At 73.5% G+C, this 16,297-nt stretch carries 18 protein-coding genes; 2 read left to right on the forward strand and 16 right to left on the reverse strand.

Annotated elements, in window-relative coordinates; translation table 11 throughout:
* Positions 1-18 precede the first annotated feature (18 nt).
* From ACFU5G_RS02200 to ACFU5G_RS02215, 4 genes are read right to left on the reverse strand one after another with little or no spacing between them, the layout of a single operon-like run.
* The gene (locus ACFU5G_RS02200; protein WP_377240327.1) at positions 19-870 is read right to left on the reverse strand and encodes a carbohydrate ABC transporter permease; all 852 of its coding nucleotides are present in this window, start codon (positions 868-870) and stop codon (positions 19-21) included.
* Entirely contained in the window at positions 867-1,757 is an 891-nt protein-coding gene (locus tag ACFU5G_RS02205) for a carbohydrate ABC transporter permease (protein ID WP_377240329.1), read from the reverse strand. The genes ACFU5G_RS02200 and ACFU5G_RS02205 overlap by 4 nt, the downstream gene beginning before the upstream one ends.
* 52 nt (positions 1,758-1,809) lie before the next feature.
* The gene (locus ACFU5G_RS02210) at positions 1,810-3,114 is read right to left on the reverse strand and encodes an ABC transporter substrate-binding protein (RefSeq protein WP_377240331.1); all 1,305 of its coding nucleotides are present in this window, start codon (positions 3,112-3,114) and stop codon (positions 1,810-1,812) included.
* Between the two features lie 34 nt (positions 3,115-3,148).
* Positions 3,149-4,381: an aminotransferase class V-fold PLP-dependent enzyme gene (locus ACFU5G_RS02215; protein ID WP_377240333.1), complete on the reverse strand. Its 1,233-nt coding sequence runs from the start codon at positions 4,379-4,381 to the stop codon at positions 3,149-3,151.
* Positions 4,382-4,527: 146 nt separating this feature from the next.
* Between ACFU5G_RS02215 and ACFU5G_RS02220 the strand changes: the two genes are divergently transcribed.
* On the forward strand, positions 4,528-5,217 hold the full coding sequence (locus ACFU5G_RS02220) for a FadR/GntR family transcriptional regulator (protein WP_377240335.1): 690 nt from the start codon (positions 4,528-4,530) through the stop codon (positions 5,215-5,217).
* 15 nt (positions 5,218-5,232) lie between these two features.
* On the opposite strand, the gene ACFU5G_RS02225 is transcribed toward ACFU5G_RS02220, so the two are convergent.
* The 9 genes from ACFU5G_RS02225 to ACFU5G_RS02265 form a co-directional block, all read right to left on the reverse strand.
* Positions 5,233-6,090, reverse strand: a complete 858-nt coding sequence (locus tag ACFU5G_RS02225) for a hypothetical protein (protein WP_377240337.1) — start codon at positions 6,088-6,090, stop codon at positions 5,233-5,235.
* A 110-nt stretch (positions 6,091-6,200) separates the two neighbouring features.
* Positions 6,201-6,548, reverse strand: coding sequence for a hypothetical protein (locus ACFU5G_RS02230; RefSeq protein WP_377240340.1), 348 nt, complete (start codon positions 6,546-6,548; stop codon positions 6,201-6,203).
* Between the two features lie 53 nt (positions 6,549-6,601).
* Positions 6,602-7,165: a hypothetical protein gene (locus ACFU5G_RS02235; RefSeq protein ID WP_377240342.1), complete on the reverse strand. Its 564-nt coding sequence runs from the start codon at positions 7,163-7,165 to the stop codon at positions 6,602-6,604.
* A complete protein-coding gene (locus ACFU5G_RS02240) occupies positions 7,162-7,743 on the reverse strand; it encodes an RNA polymerase sigma factor (RefSeq protein WP_377240484.1) in 582 nt (193 codons plus the stop codon). The genes ACFU5G_RS02235 and ACFU5G_RS02240 overlap by 4 nt, the downstream gene beginning before the upstream one ends.
* Positions 7,744-7,852: 109 nt before the next feature.
* Positions 7,853-8,443, reverse strand: a complete 591-nt coding sequence (locus tag ACFU5G_RS02245; protein WP_377240344.1) for a hypothetical protein — start codon at positions 8,441-8,443, stop codon at positions 7,853-7,855.
* Complete coding sequence (locus tag ACFU5G_RS02250; RefSeq protein ID WP_377240347.1) at positions 8,440-9,018, reverse strand: hypothetical protein; 579 nt, start codon at positions 9,016-9,018, stop codon at positions 8,440-8,442. The genes ACFU5G_RS02245 and ACFU5G_RS02250 overlap by 4 nt, the downstream gene beginning before the upstream one ends.
* The gene (locus ACFU5G_RS02255; protein ID WP_377240350.1) at positions 9,015-9,353 is read right to left on the reverse strand and encodes a hypothetical protein; all 339 of its coding nucleotides are present in this window, start codon (positions 9,351-9,353) and stop codon (positions 9,015-9,017) included. Before ACFU5G_RS02255 ends, ACFU5G_RS02250 begins: the two co-directional genes overlap by 4 nt.
* Positions 9,350-9,541: a DUF2273 domain-containing protein gene (locus tag ACFU5G_RS02260; RefSeq protein ID WP_377240352.1), complete on the reverse strand. Its 192-nt coding sequence runs from the start codon at positions 9,539-9,541 to the stop codon at positions 9,350-9,352. The genes ACFU5G_RS02255 and ACFU5G_RS02260 overlap by 4 nt, the downstream gene beginning before the upstream one ends.
* Complete coding sequence (locus ACFU5G_RS02265; RefSeq protein ID WP_377240486.1) at positions 9,538-9,975, reverse strand: Asp23/Gls24 family envelope stress response protein; 438 nt, start codon at positions 9,973-9,975, stop codon at positions 9,538-9,540. Before ACFU5G_RS02265 ends, ACFU5G_RS02260 begins: the two co-directional genes overlap by 4 nt.
* Before the next feature lie 198 nt (positions 9,976-10,173).
* On the opposite strand from ACFU5G_RS02265, the gene ACFU5G_RS02270 reads away from it, so the two are divergent.
* Positions 10,174-10,743 carry a MarR family winged helix-turn-helix transcriptional regulator gene (locus ACFU5G_RS02270; protein WP_377240354.1) on the forward strand — a complete coding sequence of 190 codons (570 nt, stop codon included), beginning with the start codon at positions 10,174-10,176 and terminating at the stop codon, positions 10,741-10,743.
* On the opposite strand, the gene ACFU5G_RS02275 is transcribed toward ACFU5G_RS02270, so the two are convergent.
* From ACFU5G_RS02275 to ACFU5G_RS02285, 3 genes are read right to left on the reverse strand one after another with little or no spacing between them, the layout of a single operon-like run.
* Entirely contained in the window at positions 10,744-11,739 is a 996-nt protein-coding gene (locus ACFU5G_RS02275) for a LacI family DNA-binding transcriptional regulator (protein WP_377240357.1), read from the reverse strand.
* 9 nt (positions 11,740-11,748) lie between these two features.
* Positions 11,749-13,095: a Gfo/Idh/MocA family protein gene (locus ACFU5G_RS02280; protein ID WP_377240359.1), complete on the reverse strand. Its 1,347-nt coding sequence runs from the start codon at positions 13,093-13,095 to the stop codon at positions 11,749-11,751.
* A 35-nt stretch (positions 13,096-13,130) separates the two neighbouring features.
* Positions 13,131-16,280, reverse strand: coding sequence for a sugar-binding protein (locus ACFU5G_RS02285; protein ID WP_377240361.1), 3,150 nt, complete (start codon positions 16,278-16,280; stop codon positions 13,131-13,133).
* Positions 16,281-16,297 lie beyond the last annotated feature (17 nt).

The raw sequence follows: 16,297 nt of genomic DNA on the forward strand, positions 1-16,297 counted from the left end.
TCTCGGTGGTGGTGGTGCCTACTCCTTGACGGACCCTGCCGTCAGGCCCTCGACGATCCAGCGGCTCGCCAGGGCGAACAGCACCATGGTCGGCAGCACCGTGAGCACGGCGGCGGCCGACATCGGTCCCCAGGCGATGTTGAACGTCGAGATGAAGCCGTTCAGGGCGGCCGGGATCGTCTTGTTCGCGTCGGAGTTCATCAGCACGACGGACAGGAACAGCTCGTTCCAGCAGTTCACGAAGTTGAAGATGAACGCGGCGGCGATGCCGGGCGCCATGACCGGCACGAGCACCCGGAACAGGGCACCGAGCCGCGAGCAGCCGTCGATCATCGCGGCCTCCTCCAGCGCGTCCGGCATGTTCTCGAAGAACCCGCGCAGCATCACGGTCGAGAACGGGATGCACATGGCCACGTAGACCAGGCCGAGGCCAGGCTTCGTGTCCACCAGGCCCAGGTCGGCGAGCATCGCGTACAGCGGTCCGAGCGCGATGAACGCCGGGATCATCTGCGTGAGCAGGAACGCCCCGAGCACCGCGCCCTTGCCCCGGAACTCGAAGCGAGCCAGAACGTAGGCGCTGAGCAGCGCGATGAGCGTCGCCGTGCCGCCGGCCAGCAGCGCGACCACCAGCGAGTTGCCGATGAACGTACCGAACGCGGAGGTGGCGAACAGCTCGGTGTAGTTGCCGAACGAGAACTCCGACGGCCAGTACTCCAGCGGCCACCGGTTGATCGAGCCGGGCGACTTGAACGAGGTGACGACCACCCAGTACAGCGGGAACAGGGTGATGACCAGCCACAGCGCGAGGCCCGTGACGCGGACGACGCCGCCCGTGGTCACCCGGGAGGAGCGTTCTACGATCGTCGTCATCGCTGGTTCACCCGCCTCATCGCCATGAGGTAGAACGCGCAGAACACGAACAGGACGACCATGACGGCCAGCCCGATCGCGCTCGCGAGCCCGTAGCTGCCCTGCTGCGTGTACTCGATCATCCAGGTGGTGATGATGTGCGTGCGGCCCGCGGGCCCGCCGCCCGTCATCGCGTAGATGATCTCGGGCGAGTTGAACGTCCAGATCGCCCGCAGCAGCACCGTCAGGGCGAGCGTCGTCCAGATGTACGGGACGACGATCGAGAAGAGCCGGCGCACCGTGCCCGCCCCGTCGATGGCCGCGGCCTCCAGCACCTCGTCGGGCACCGACTGGAGGGCCGCGAGGATCATGATCGCGAAGAAGGTCACGCCGTACCAGACGTTGGCGACGATCACGGCGACCATGGCCAGCTTCGGGTCGGCGAGCCACGGCAGGGGCGCGTCGATGGCGCCCGCCTTCATCAGCAGGTCGTTGACGACGCCGAACTCGGCGTTGAACATCCAGCGGAACAGCATGCCGACCAGGAAGCCGGACACCGCCCACGGGTAGAAGATCAGCGCCTGGTAGAGCCCGCGGAACCGGAACCGGCGCCACAGCGCCAGCGCGACCAGGAACCCGATCACGAGCTGGGGCACGATCGAGCCGACCACCCACACGAGCGTGTTGCCCGCGACGATCGGGAAGACCGGGTCGGCGAGGATCGTGGCAAAGTTGCCCAGACCCACCCAGGGCGTCGAGGTGAGGTCCCACAGGTTCCAGTCGCGGAACGCCATCTGGGCGCCCTGCAGCATCGGCCAGTAGGTGAACCAGCAGACGAAGACGATGGCGGGCGCGAAGAACCCGAGGATCGTCAGCGCCTGCCGGCGCCCGAAGGTCCTGCGGCGCACGGGCCCACGCGGTGCGTGGGCCCGTGGCGGCCGGACGGCGGTGGCTGTCACGTCACTGCTCCGAGGCGTACTTCTCGGTCCAGAACGTGTCCCACTCCTCGAGCAGCTCGCTCGTGGTCATGCTGCCGAGCAGCACGGCCTGGAGGTCCTGGTCGGCCTTCTGCTCCCACTCGGTCCACCAGCTCACGCCGCGCGGCTGCACCACGTTGACGTACGTCTCCGGGTCCTCGGTCATGGTCACGTAGCTCGTCCACGGGCCCTCGGCGTAGAACGGGTCCTCGCCGGCGCCGTCGATGATCGGCACCAGGCTGTTCTCCTGCGCGAACCGGGTGGCCGGCTCCGCGCCCGAGAGGAACTCGACGAGGTCGGCCGCCTCCTCCTGGTGCTCGCTCGCCTCGGCCACGCCCCAGCCCGCGGTGGCCAGCGGCTGCGCCGCCTTGCCGGTGGGCCCGGTCAGCAGCGGGGCGGTCGACCACTGCTCCTGCGTGATCGTCGTCGACTGCGACACCGTGGCGATCACCTCCGGGTCCTGCAGCAGGAACGCCGTCGATCCGTTGGTGAAGCCCTCCACCATCTCGGGGTAGCCCCACGACACGGCGGACGGCGGCGCCGCCTCCTCGAACAGCGAGAAGTAGGTGTCGACGGCGTCCTGCGCCTCGGGCGCCGAGAAGATCGTCGACCCGTCCTCGAGCAGGTAGGCGTTCTCCACGTCGAGGTCGTCGATCGTGTACGCCTCCACGGCGGCCACCACGTTGCTGAACCCGTTCTGGCCGCCGCGGAACGCGTAGCCGTACGTGTTCTGGCCCGGGTCCTGGATCGCGGAGGCCTGCTCCAGCAGGTCCTCCCACGACGCCGGCGGCCCGTCGAACCCGGCCTCCTCGACGAGGTCGGTGCGGTAGAACAGCGACAGCCCGTAGAAGCCGTACGGCACGTAGTAGCGGGCGCCGTCGGGCGCGGTCACGGCCTGCGCGTTGTCGGTCAGGTCGTCCCAGCCCGCCCACGTCGTGGCCTCGTCCGACAGGTCGTGCAGCCAGCCGTTGTTGCTGAACGCCCCGACGGTCGAGTCACGCACCTCCAGCACGTCCACGCCACGGCCGGACTGGAGCATCTGCTGGAGCTTCTGGTCGGCCTGGTCGGTGGGCGGGGACACCAGGTCGACGGTGACGCCGGCGTTCTCCGCCTCGAACTCGTCCAGCAGCTCACGGATCAGGGCCGTGCGGGCCGGGTTGGTCAGGCTCTCGACCATCTGCAGGCGGACGGTCCCGTCCGCGGCGGACCCGCCGCCGGAACAGGCGGTGAGGGCGAGCAGGCTCATCGTGGCCAGGCTCGCGGTGACGACAGCTCGGGTGCGGTTCACGTGCGCACCTCTCCTTCTTCTCGGTCGGGTGATGTCACTGGCCCCGGCGTTCGTCGGCGAACGCCAGGATCTGGGGTACGGCGCGCTCGACGAACGCCTCGAAGTCGCGCGGTTCGGTGTACAGATGGGCCGACAGGCGCAGGTAGCCCACGCCGCCGATGCTCGTGAAGGCCGACTCGACGCCGGCCAGGTCGAGCAGGCGCAGGCGCAGCTCGTCGGCGTCCGTCCGGTCCCGGCCGAGCCCGTCGGGCAGCCGGAGCAGGCGCATCGACACCACGGGCATACCGACGTCGGTGGCCACCGAGGCGTCCACGTGCGGCTGCAGGGCCGCGCCGATGACGGCGGCCCCGTGGTCGGCGAGCGCCGCCATCGTCTCGCGGGCCCGGTCCCAGCCGTGCTCCCGCTCGACGAACTCGATCGCACGGGGCGAGGCGATGTAGCTCGTGGCGTCCAGGGTGCCCTGCGAGTCGAACCGCGCCGGGTAGGGCTCCTCGGCGCCCCACGAGTCGATGAGCGGCCACAGGTCGTCGCGGTCGGCGGCCTGCGTGACGAGCAGCGCCGACCCACGGGGCGCGCACGGCCACTTGTGCAGGTTGCCGAACCACCAGTCGCCGCCCGCGACGGCCGCGGCGTCGGCCACGAGGCCCGGGGCGTGCGCGCCGTCGATCAGCACGCGGGCGCCGTGCTCGTGGGCGAGCTCCGTGATCCGCGCGGTGGGCAGCAGGCGGGCGGTGGGCGACGTGATCTGGTCGACGACGACGAGCCGCACGGCGTCGGTGAGCTCGGCCCGGAACCGCTCGACGACGTCGTCGGCGCTCGCCGCGAGCGGGATCGTGACCGCGCGCACCCGGGCGCCGAAGCGGCGGGCGAGCCGCTGTGCGCCCATGGTGATGGCGCCGTACCCGTGGTCGGTCACGAGGATCTCGTCGCCGGGTGCGAGCCGCAGGGAGTTGAACACGACGGTCGCCGCCGCCGAGGCGTTGGGCACGAACGCCGTGTCCTCGGCCCGGGCGCCGACGAACGGCGCGAGCTCGTGCCGGGCGGCGGCGACGAGCTCGTGGGCCCGGGGGAACCAGGCGACAGGGCGGAGGTCGGCCTGGCGGCGCAGCTCGTCCTGGTAGCGCACCACCTCGGTGGGCACCGCCCCGAACGAGCCGTGGTTGAGGTGCACGACCGCGTCGTCGAGCGGCCAGGCCGCGCGCGCCGGTCCCCCGGACACGAGGCGCACAGGCGCCGGTGCCGGAGCGGTGTCTAGCTGGTGGTCCATCGACGCCTCTCGGTAGTTGTCGGACAACCTTGGCAGTCCGAAGCGCTCAGCACCAGAGATTCCCGGCATATGACACAGATCTGTAGGACAGGTTTTACGGGCGCGAAATGTCCACCCCCGCCCCGGGAACCTGCCATCCTGGTGGGATGCACGAGGTGAGCGCAGTCGAGACGGCCCTGCACGGGCTGCGGACCCTGATCGCCGACGGCTCGTTGCAGCCGGGCGACCGGCTGCCCAGCGAGGGCGAGCTGAGCGAGCGGCTCGGCGTCTCGCGGGGGTCGGTCCGGGAGGCGATCCGCACCCTCTCGGCCCTCGGCGTGGTCGAGACCCGGCGAGGCGCGGGCACCTACGTGGGCGAGCTGCGCGCCGCCGACATGATCCAGACGCTCACCCTGACGGTGGGCCTGCTGCCGCTGGAGTCGATCCTCGAGCTCTTCGAGCTGCGCCGGGTGCTGGAGGCGCACGCCGTCGCCCTCTCGGCCGCACGCTGCGACGATGCGACGGTCGCCGGGCTGGCCGACCTGCTCGACCGGCTGGAGGCGTCCGAGGACGTCGACGAGCAGTCCGCGCTCGACCACGAGTTCCACATGGGCATCGCGCGGCTGTGCGGCAACGAGTCGCTCGTGTCGATGGTGTCGGTACTGCGCTCGCGCTCGCGCGCCTACCCGGTGCTCACCCCGGAGACCAAGCGGGTCTCGGACGCCGGCCACCGCGCGATCCTGCGCGCCCTGACGGCACGCGACCCCGTCGCCGCGTCAGTGGCGGCCGCAGCGCACGTGACGCAGAGCGAGGTGTGGCTGCGCGAGCGCCGGCCGGCGCCGGAGGCGATCGGCTGAACCGGTCGTCCGGGCCTACTCGTAGGGTTCGCCGAGCGGCGTCGTGCCCGCCGCCGTGGCGACGCCCGCCGGGATCATCCCGACCTCCAGGAGCTCCTCGCGGCCGGCCCCGCCGGAGACGCCGAGCGTGAGGACGGGCCCGACGCCGGGCGCGTAGAGCTTGTACTCGAGCACGTCGGGCTCGATGGTGCTCGTGTCCTTGGTCAGGAGCGCCCGGTCGTAGTGCGCCGCCGGCACCTCGGCCTGCTCGTCCAGGCTGAGCACCGCACCGTTGTCCTCCGCCTGGCCCACGTAGAACTCCTGCCGGTACGCCTGCCCGACGGCGGGGTCGCCGGGCACGATGACGCCGGCGAGGGCACCGTCGCGCCCGGCCTCGAAGGAGCCCTCGGTCGTGGTGACCCTGCCGTTCTCGAACTCCGCCGTGTCCTCGCCGAGGTACCAGACGGTGCCGTCCGGGTCCTGGGCGTACCAGTCGAAGGTGTCCTCGACGACGTCGCCCTGCCGGGTCACGGTGTCGCGGACCACGCGGGCGGTGGCACCGTTGGCGATCTCCTTGGTCTCGCTCGTGACGGTCACGACCACGCGCAGCTCCTGGCCCTGCTCGTCGGTCTCCTGGTAGACCCACTGGGTCCCGGGTTCCATGGGCCAGTACTCGTTGTTGATCTCGGTGGTGAGGCTCGCGGGGTCCAGCTCGAACGGTTCGTCGCCCTGGGGCAGGGCGGCGGCGCTGCTCGACCCGGCCGGTGACGGGGTCTCCTCGGGGCCACCGGTCAGACCGCAGCCCGCGGTCCCGACCAGTGCCCCTGCCGCCAGCGACGCCGCGACGACCCGTCGGGCGGCAGCCCGACGGCCCCCGGTGTTCCGTACCCGCATGGCACTCCCCGCCCCTCGCGACGCGCCTGCCTCTTACCCGACGACCTTAGGCACGCCGAGCGCCAGGGGGCGCGGGCTGGCCCGGCCCCGTCGGGGCGTGCCCGGCCCCGTCAGGCCGGGGCCGGCTCCGTCACGTGCACGACGGCGACGGTTACGTGCGCGTCCGCCAGGCCGTGGGCCGCCAGCAGGTCGCGGACGGCTCGCTGGACGGCGCGCGTCGTCGCGGTGGCGCCGGCCGCGAGGCCGACGCCCAGCGCGATGTCCACGCGGGTGCCGTCCGTGCCCTGCCGCACCACGACCAGGGGCGCGCCGTCGCGGCGGACGCCGAGCCCGCGCGCGCCGGCGCCGATCATCTTCGAGACGGCCGTCCCCGCGGCGTAGACGCCGGTCACGCCGGCGGTCGCGCGGACCGCGGCCTCGATCCGCTCCGCGACACCGTCCAGGTCCGCACCCGTCAACGATCGCTCCCCTCGGTCCATGGCTGGCGGGTCTCCGTCCACGACGTCCCGGTTCACGGCAGCGGCCTGACGTCGCTTACCGTGATGTCGATCCCCGTCACGTCCAGCGCCGTGTGCGCCGCGAGCCGGTCGGCGATCTCGGCGCGCAGCCGTGCCGTCGCGGCGGGGAGCGGCTGGCCGTAGAGCAGGCTCACGTCGACGAGCACCCGCACGGGCGAGCCGTAGGTGGTGAGGTCACCGTCGAAGCGGCACCGCCCCACGAGCACCCCGGGTACCGCACCCTCCGCGGCCCGGACCAGGCCGCGCACCGCGCCCTCGGTGATCACCAGGTCCGCGTCCGGGGTGGGCGCGGACAGCGGGATGCGGCGCCCGGAGCGGGCCTCCGACGCGATGCCGTCGAGGATCCTGCGCACCCAGCCGTCGTCGGCCTCCGGCTCGGCCGCCGTGTCGGCGGCGATCAGGTCGGGCGTGAGGTCACGGAGCCGGGTGAGGGCGTCGAGCGCGAGCCGGCAGGCCGCGGATCCCTCGATCGACGGGTCCGGCGGGGTGCGCCCGGCCTCCAGGTAGTCGGAGAGCTCCTCGATGGTGTGCCCGTCGAGGTCGTCGTCGGGTGTCATCTCCAGCCCTCCATCCGCACGATGATGTGCTTGCGCGCGCGAGCCAGCAGGCCCCTGACCGTCGTCACCGGAGTATGCATCGCCTCGCCGATCTCGTCGTAGGAGAGTCCGCCCACCTCGCGCAGCACCCAGCACTCGCGCTCGGCGTCAGCGAGCGTACCGAGCGCCGCGGCCAGCGCCTCGACCCCGGCCCGGCCCTCCACGACCCGCGGCGGCGCCGTGTGGGCGGGAGCGGGCGCCGGGACGTCGTCGACACTGAGCTGCGGGCGGGTCGCCCGGAGCCGGTCCAGCGCCTTGCGGCTGACGATCCGCATCAGCCAGCTGCGCACCTTGCCGGGGTCGTCGAGCTCGGGCAGGCGCTGCCACGCGGTGACGAAGGCCTCCTGCACCACGTCGTCCACCTCGGCGCTGCCGTTCAGCATGCGGCGGGTCGTCGCCCGCATCACGGGTGTGTACCGGCGGACGAGCACCGCGAAGGCCACCGCGTCGCCGTCCGCGGCACGGCCTGCGACGAAACCGTCGTCCGCGCGCTCGAGCGGGGAGGCGACGGCGCCGGCTCCCGCCGGGTCGCCGTTCAGCGCTCTTCCCCGGGCCGTGGCATGCCGGACAAGCTCATGTTCTCCCCTTCACCGGGGCTCCCATCCTGACCTCGGCCGGCCGTTCCCGCCCGCGGGCACCGGGCGGCGGTCATCGCACCCGGGTCCGGTTGCGCGGGTTGTCCCGCCAGCGCCGGTCCGCGAGGTGCACCAGCACGGGCACCCGCACACCGGCGAGCGAGTCCCAGTCCTCGACCGCTCGCTCTGCCGCCGACAGCACCCGCGAGAGGTCAGCCCCGCGCCGGACGATCACGGCGAGACAGATCGCCGGCGCGCCCTTGACCCGGTAGACGCTGGTCCGCGCCGAGAGGACGTCGGCACGCTCGGTGAGCGGCCCGGCGAGCAGCGCACGGGCCACACCCTGGTCGACCGTCGTCCGGCCGTCGTCCGCCCGGAGGCTCACGACCGTCGACGTCCTGCCCCGGCCGCGGGTGGAGAGGAACACGATCAGCAGGACGATCAGCACGATCGCGGCGGCCAGGGCCGCGGCCTGCACGCCGGACAGGCCGCCGACGTCGGGCAGCGAGGCGGCCCACGTCCGGGACCGCTCCAGCCCCGGCTCGGCCGGTGCCAACCAACCCGGGCGCGTCCCGGCGAGCACCGCCGCCGCTCCGCCCGCGAGCAGGAGGAGCCCGCAGACGAGGAGCAGGGCCCTGTTCAGCCACCTGCCGGTGGAGGTCACGAGACCACCCCCCGGTCCGCGACGAGCAGGCGCTGCGGGGTGGGGAACCCGACCCGGCCGAGCACCGCGGCGACGGTACCGGTCGCTGCCTCGTGGTCGACGGGGACCCCGCTGGTTGGCGTGACGCGCACCGTGGTCCGCCGCCGGCCGACGGTGGCCGAGACCTGGCGCGGGTCGATCCCGCAACGGACAGCGACTGCGGCGACCACCGCGTCGGCGAGCACGCCGTCGTCGACGACGAGCGCCAGCCGGTCGGTGCGGCGTGCCCGGCGGCGCAGCCGGCCGGGCAGCACCGCGGCGAGCACCAGCGCGATGCCGACCACGAGGGCCAGGACGCCGACCGCGACCAGGCTGGCACTGTCGTCCGCCCGGGATGTCAGCGGGGTCATCCGGTCGGCCAGGCCGCCACGCGCCGCCGGGTCGACGAGCCACCACACGGACAGGCCCAGGGCGACGAGCAGCACGAGCACCAGGACCGCCGCCAGCACGACCGCAGCGCCGGTGCGCGGCGCGTGCGTCTCACGGCGGACGACCCGCCGGTACACCGCCTGCTCCTTCTTCGGCACGCCGTTCACCGCACCCTCCGTCCGCTGATCCGGTGCGCGCCCGCGTAGCGCACGTCGACGCTGCCGACCGACCGGCCGGCGAGGTCGCGCATCCCCGAGATCACATGCCCGCGCAGTGCCGAGCTGCGCTCGGCGACGGAGCCCGTGACGCCGCCGCCCACGACCACGGGCAACGTCACCGCGACCGTGAGCGCGCCCCCGGCGTCCGCCAGCCGCACCGACACCTGCGCGAGGGGCACCAGCGCCGACTCCCGGGCCAGGCAGGCGGCGAGCTTCTCGATGGCACGCGCGGAGATCCGCGTGGTGCCGGGCACGACCCCGCCACCCGGTTCGACGGCCGTCATGACGACGAACGTCCGCCCCGGAAGGCGTCGGCGAGCGCCCGGAGGTCCAGCCGCCCGTCGACCACCCGGCCGACCACTGCGCCGACGACCATCGCCACCCCCACGAACAGGAACGCCCAGAACCCGGTCGTGACCCAGGTCAGGGCCAGCACGGTGGCGGCGGCCGCCCCGACGACCGTCGCGCTCACTGGACCCGCCCCGCCTGAGGTTCGGCCTCCTGGCTGTCGTCCGAAGGCAGGTGCACGTCGTTGACGGTCACGTTGACCTCGGCGACCTCCATGCCGACCAGGTCACGCATCGCCTGGTAGATGGCCGTACGCACGTTGCCCGCGACCGTCTGCAGGGCGGCCGGGTACTCCGCGACGATCGTCACGTCGACGGCGACCTGCTTCTCGCCGACCTCGACGCTGACCCCCTGGGTCAGGTCCGTGGAGTTCAGCGCGTCGCGGATCGAGCCGACGACGCGTGCGGCACCCCCGCCGAGCGCGTAGACACCCTCCACCTCACGGGCGGCGATGCCGGCGATCTTGGCGACGACGGGATCCTCGATCGTCGTCCTGCCGTCGAGCCGGCTCGCGTCCGACACATCCGTCTGGGCCTTCGGCTGGGCCCCACCGGTCACGTTCGCCACGATGAACTCCTTCTCTCTGCGTACGCCGCACCGGAGTGCGGGCCGCCAGGATCAGCGACACCCCTAAGACGTGGCCGGGTCGGGGAACGTCACAAACTCGTGGGACGCCCGCCCCGCCACCTCGTGGCAGAATATTCCTAGCCTGGCTATCTTCAAGTGCGGCAAGTAATATCCGAAAGGGGAGCGCACGTGGTTCCTGAACCCGAGCCCATCGACCCGTCCGGCCCGTCGATGCTGGACCCCCGAGTCCTGGACCCGCGACAGGAGATCGTGCAACGGTCCGGCCTCGACGAGCAGGAGGTCGACCAGGTCGTCCGCGTGCTGCAGGGGCTGCGCGACTGGCGCGAGGCGGAGCGCCGGATGAGCGAGGCGTCGCGGCGCTACATGAAGCTCGGCGAGACCGACATGCGCACGCTGCGGTTCGTCATCGCGGCGCAGTACCGGGGCGAGACCGCCACGCCGGGCGCCATCGCCGCGCACCTGGGCATCACCTCGGCGTCGACCACCAAGATGCTCGACCGGCTGGCGGACGCCGGCCACATCCGCCGGCTCCCCCATCCCACCGACCGGCGCAGCCTGGCGGTCGAGGTGACGGAGGAGACCCGGCAGATCGCGCTGAAGAGCGTGGGCCGCGACCACGCCCACCGGTTCGAGGCGGCCGCGCGGCTGAAACCGCAGGAGCGCGAGGTGGTCATGCGGTTCCTCGGCGAGCTCACCGCGACCGAGAACCCCGGGGACCTCGAGGCCCCCGGGACGTGATCAGGTCGACGGCCCCAGCACCAGGACCGGCTCGACGAACCGCTCCCCGCCGGTGGGAGCGGGCTCGATGACGTTGTCGGCGGCGACCCGGCCGACGCCCATGAGGTCGAGGTCGATCGTCGTGAGCCGGCGCAGCTTCTGGTCGATCACGACCTCCTCCCAGTTGTCGACGCCGACGACGGCGACGTCGTCCGGCGCGCGGCGGCCCTGGGCCTCCAGGGCGTCGAGCATGCCGAACCCGATGTGGTCGTTGCCGCAGAAGACCGCGTCGTACGGCGCGCCGCTCGCGTCGAGGAGGTCCACGGCCTGCTCGCCCCACTCGCGGCGCCAGGACCCGTGCAGGGTCGTGACCGGCTCCAGCCCGGCCTCCTCCAGCGCGCGCCGGAAGCCCGCCGCGCGCCGGCGCACGGCGAGGTCGTCCTCCCCGGCGGTCACGTGCGCGATGCGGGTGCGGCCGCGCTCCAGCAGGTGCCGCGCCGCGAGGTACCCGGCCTGCTCGTTGTCAGGCAGGAACACGTAGTCGCCGGGGTTGTCGGTCGCGGCGAAGGCGTAGGTGACCGGCACCTCGAACTGGTGCGTGATCGACGGGGTCACGCGCGCGTAGCCGGAGCCGACCACGAGCAGCCCGTCGATGCGCCGGTCCTGGAGGGTCCGGATGCTCTCGGTCATCTCGCGGTGGGCGTCTATGCGGCCGTCGAACACGAGCGCGGCGCGCTCCCGGCTCCCGAGCCGCAGGACGGCGCCCATGACGACCGGCCGGGAGAACGTCGCCGTCGCGCGGTGGGTCAGCAGCCCGACGGTCCGGCTGCGGCCGGACGCGAACGACTGGGCGAGCGCGTTGGGCCGGAAGTCGAGCCGCTCGGCCGCCTCCAGCACGCGCGCCTTGGTCGCGGGTGAGACCACCGGGCTGTCGTTGAGGGCCTTGGAGGCGGTCGCCTTCGAGACGCCGGCCACCGCGGCGACGTCGCTCAGGCGCACGGCGCGTTGTGTCGCCATCCGAGGATCCTATCCAGCCGTCGCCGCGCCGAGCGGCAGGTCACGGACGGCGACGGGCCCGCCGCTCGCCAGCGACGCGTTGCCCGCCACGCCGACGGCGAGCGCCCGGACGCCGTCGAGCCAGGACGCGGCGCGGCCGAGCTCGTCGTGGCCGGCGCCGAGGAACAGGTCGCGGAGCAGCGCGTCGTCCGCGCCGCCGTGGCCGCCCGCGGCCTGGGGCACGGGAACCTCGCGCGCGGTGCCGAAGTGCGACTGGACCAGCAGCCGCTCCCCCGTGGGCCGCAGGTCGTCGCTGCCGGCCGCATCGGCCTGCGCCGACGGGTCGACGGGCCGGCCGGCGTGGGACGCGACGGCGCCGCGCTCGACCACCGCGAGCTCCGCGCGCCCCGCGGTGCCGTTGATCGCGACGGTGTACCCCTCCCAGGGCGCGTGGGCGTTCAGCGCGTACGTCATGGTCGCGCCCCGCGCGTAGTCGACGACGACGGACAGGTTGTCCTCGATGTCGATCCCGGCGGAGAAGACGTCCTGGTCCCGCAGGTACCCGTCGTACGACTCCTGCTCGTGGTACAGCCCGCGCAGCAGCTCGTGGTCGCGCAGGTCGAGCGCGAACGGGTCGAGGTGGGCGCCGTCGTGGGTGCCCCGGGCCGGGCGCGGGCCGAGCCCGCGTCGGGCGGCGTTGGCGTCGCCGTAGAAGCGCAGCCCGCCGCTGGCGTAGACGCGGGTCGGGAGGTCGGCGAGCCACCAGTTGACCAGGTCGAAGTGGTGGGACGACTTGTGCACGAGCAGCCCGCCCGAGTTCTCCTTGACCCGGTGCCAGCGGCGGAAGTAGTCGGCGCCGTGCGAGGTGTCCAGCAGCCACTCGAAGTGCACGGACGTGACCTCGCCGATGTCGCCCCGCGCGACGACCTCCTTCAGCGCGGCGTTGCGGGGCGAGTACCGGTAGTTGAAGGTCGTCACCACGTCGCGCCCGGTGGCCTCGACGGCCTCGGCGATGCGCCGCACGCCTTCGGCGCCAGTCGTCAGGGGCTTCTCGACCACGACGTCGGCCCCGCCGTGCAGGGCGGCGACCACAAGGTCGGCGTGCGCGTGGTCCGGGGCGGTGACGATCACCCGGTCGATGCCCGCGTCCGCGACGTAGGCCGTGATCGCGCCCAGGTCGATGCGCTCCGGCGCCGGGTACCCGGACTCGGCCAGCCGCCGCTCGTTCCAGTCGAGCCGTCCGGCGTTGGTGTCGCCCCAGGCCACGAGCTCGGCGTCCGCGGCGTAGGGACCGGTGAGCGCGTCGAGGTAGAGCTGGGCGCGCCCGCCCGTGCCGAGCAGGGCGTACCGCGCGCGGCGGCTGGTCGTGCGTGTCATGGCTGTGTCCTCTGGGGTTCGTGGGAGCAGGTGGGTCAACGGACCGGCACGACCGGGACGAAGAGCGCGGCGTTCTTGCTCGGCCCGATGCCGCTGCCCCACTCCAGGAACCCCTGGCGGGTGCCGCCGTCGTTGTCGTTGGCCAGCAGGGAGAACGAGAACGCGCCGTCCTTCGGGTCGACGCCGAGCTCGGCCCAGGGCACCACGACGTCGTAGGTCGTGGTCCCGGCCTTGCGCACGACCTTGGCCCTGACCGTGCCGACAGTCCCGGCGGGGGCCGTGTACCGGTAGACCGACGTCGTCGCACCGGGGTGGATGCCGAGCTCGACGCGGGACCCCGGCTCCTCCCCGGGCAGGCCGCGCGCGACGGCGAGCTGGACCGAGTCCCCCTCCCAGAGCCGGTCCACCGCGGCGGACGGGCGGTGGTCGTCGTCGCGCACCGCCGCCCGCACCCGGAGGCCGCTGTCGCTCCAGGACAGAGCGAAGGTGCCGCCCAGATCGTCCGCGTCCGGCGTGCCGCCGCTGAGCGCGACGTACGTGCCGCGGGCCCGCCAGTCCACGACGGCCGCGCGGTGCGGTTCCTTCGCGACGGGGGCCAGCGCCGTGGTGCCCGTCAGCCGCCGGGTCTCCCCCGCCGCCGTCAGCGAGACCGCGAACTTCGTGGGCTGCCACGGGGTGAGCGTCGCACCGCCGATCGCCGACGTCGCCGTCTGCCCCGTGCCCACCGAGAACCCGGGGACGGTGCCGGACGCCGCGCCGACGGTCCAGCCGACGTCGGCCACGTCCACGGCGGCGCCGCCCGGCAGGTTCCGGGTGCCGAGCGCGAGCCCGACGTCGCCCTTCCGGTCCGCGACCGGACCGAAGGAGAGCACGGGGTTCTGCACCACCTCGGCGGTGTCGCCGACGTACGCGACCACGGCGTCGCCGCTGCGCACCGTGTAGGCGACGGGGCGCTCCCCCGCCTCGCGCAGGGGCTCCAGGTCGAGCACCCCCTGCACCTCGTCGCCGGTGCCGGTCAGGGTCACCCCGCCGCCGACCGGCCCGACGACGCTCACGTCGCCGGTCACGCCCAGGGCCGCGCGGTCCACGGTCACCGGGACGGACGCGCCGCCGCCGAGCGGGATCTGGTCGGGTGTGCTGACCTGCACCGCCGCGTCGGCGACGACCGCCGGGGTGCCGACCGCGCCGGTCACGTAGACGGGGTCGCCCCCGACGGTCAGTTCGACCCGGGCGTTCGGCAGGGCGCGCCAGGACCGCCCGTCGCCCCGGACCAGCCGCGAGGACGGGCCGGTCTCCACGGCCACGGTCACCGGGTCCCCCGTCGCCCACACCATGCGGACGACGCCGCCGGCCGCGTCCGCGAAGTCGGCCACCACCGCGCCGTCGAGGCGCCGGAGGTCGGTCAGGGTGCGCCCCGCCGTCTGCCGGTTGTAGACCGCGAGCGCCGGGTACGCGGGCTTGGGCGTGAGCGCGGTGCCCCCGCCGGTCGGGAGCCGGCTGATGCCGAAGTTGTGCTCGGGCTCGGCCCGGTTGGCGCCGGAGTCGATGAGCTCGTAGTAGACGGTGCGCTCGACGCCCGCGGCCTGCAGCAGCGCCGCCGACCGGACCACGTAGGCGGCCTGCTGCTGCTCGGTCGTGCCGCCGGTCGTCGTCGGCCAGCCGTGCTCGCTGAGCCAGATCGGGATGTCGGAGCCGGGCGCGTACTCGTCGATCAGACCCCGCAGGGTCGCCACGCCGGCCTCGGTGCGGCCCTCGGGCGCGCCGGGGAAGTCGTAGGTGTGGTAGCTGACGGCGTCCAGGTGGTCCAGGCCGCCGAGGGCGAACAGGTCCTCCATGAAGTCCCACTTCGCACCGGCACTGACGGGCCCGACGACGCGGGCGCCGGGGGCGGCGGCGTGGATCGCGGCGGCGGCCGGTTCGAGCAGCTCGAGGTAGCAGGCGGCGGTCATGCCGCAGGCCCCGGTGTTGAAGGTGTGGTTGAACTCGTTGTAGACCTCGTAGTCGACGCCGGACCCGTAGTGCTCGGCGGCGGCCGCGGCGTAGCGCGCGTAGGCGGCGATGCCCTCGGGCGAGCTGGGCGTCTTGCCGCCGTCGTACCAGCGGCTGAAGTAGGCGAGGATGACGATGGGGCGCTCGCCGCGGGCCTTCGCGGCCGTGATCTGGGCGTCGAACAGCGCGGGGAACTCGTACACCCCAGGCGACGTCTCGATGGTGTCCCAGGAGGGTCCCTCGCGGACGGTCCCGGCGCCGAGCGGCCCCATGAGCGCGTCGATCTGGTCCACGGAGTAGCGGTTCACGTGGGCGGCGACGCCCACGTGGGCATTCGGTCCCGAGGAGCCCGGCGGGTCGACGACGGCCAGGGTGCCGGTGCGGGTCAGCGGCTCGGGCGCCGTGATGGAGATGGTCAGGCCGTAGTAACCGGCGGGCAGCGCGGACAGGTCGATCGAGGCCGCACCCGCCGTGGCGGCCGCCGTCCCCGTGTCGAGGCGCTGCCCGGAGGAGGCGCGCAGCTCCCACGCGACGTCGGCGGCGACGGTCCTGATGCCGACGTGTGCGTCGCCCGTCTCGTAGACCAGGGCGGTGTCGGCGAACGCGAGCGTGCCGGGCGGCGGCTCGTGGTCCTCGAACGACGGGTTGACCACGAGGTTCTCGTCGTCGCCCGCCACCGACATGCGGGCGTCGTCGAACCAGACCGTCCCGGTGCCGCGCACGAGGAACCGCATGACGAACGTCATGCTGCCGGCGGGCTGGGTATAGCTCCACTCCAGGCGGGTCCAGCCGTTCGTGCCGGCGGGCAGCTCGACGCGCTGGGCGTGGTCGCCGCTGAGCACCACGTAGGCGGCGTCGGACGCGGAGAGGTCCTGGGTGCGCACCCAGACGCTCATGTCGTAGGTGACGCCGCCGTTGGCGCGGATGTTCTGCCGCAGGTCCACGTACGAGGCCGAGTACGGGGAGTCGAAGTCGACGCGGGCGGCGGCCGCGCCGTCCTGCGCCCCGGCCGTGTCCGCGGTGACCACGAACTCGGGGCTGCCCGAGACCGTGGTGGTCCACCCCGGGAACGAGTCGGAGGCGGCGAGGTCGGCACGTGCGGGCGGCGGGGCGACCAGGAGCAGGGCCGCGAACACCGCGACGGAGGTGAGCAGGGCGAGGACGGCACGCAGGGGCCGTCTTGAGGCGACAAGCATCAGGTTCTCCCTCTGGC

Source organism: Promicromonospora sp. NPDC057488 (assembly GCF_042802395.1).
Taxonomy (GTDB): domain Bacteria; phylum Actinomycetota; class Actinomycetes; order Actinomycetales; family Cellulomonadaceae; genus Promicromonospora.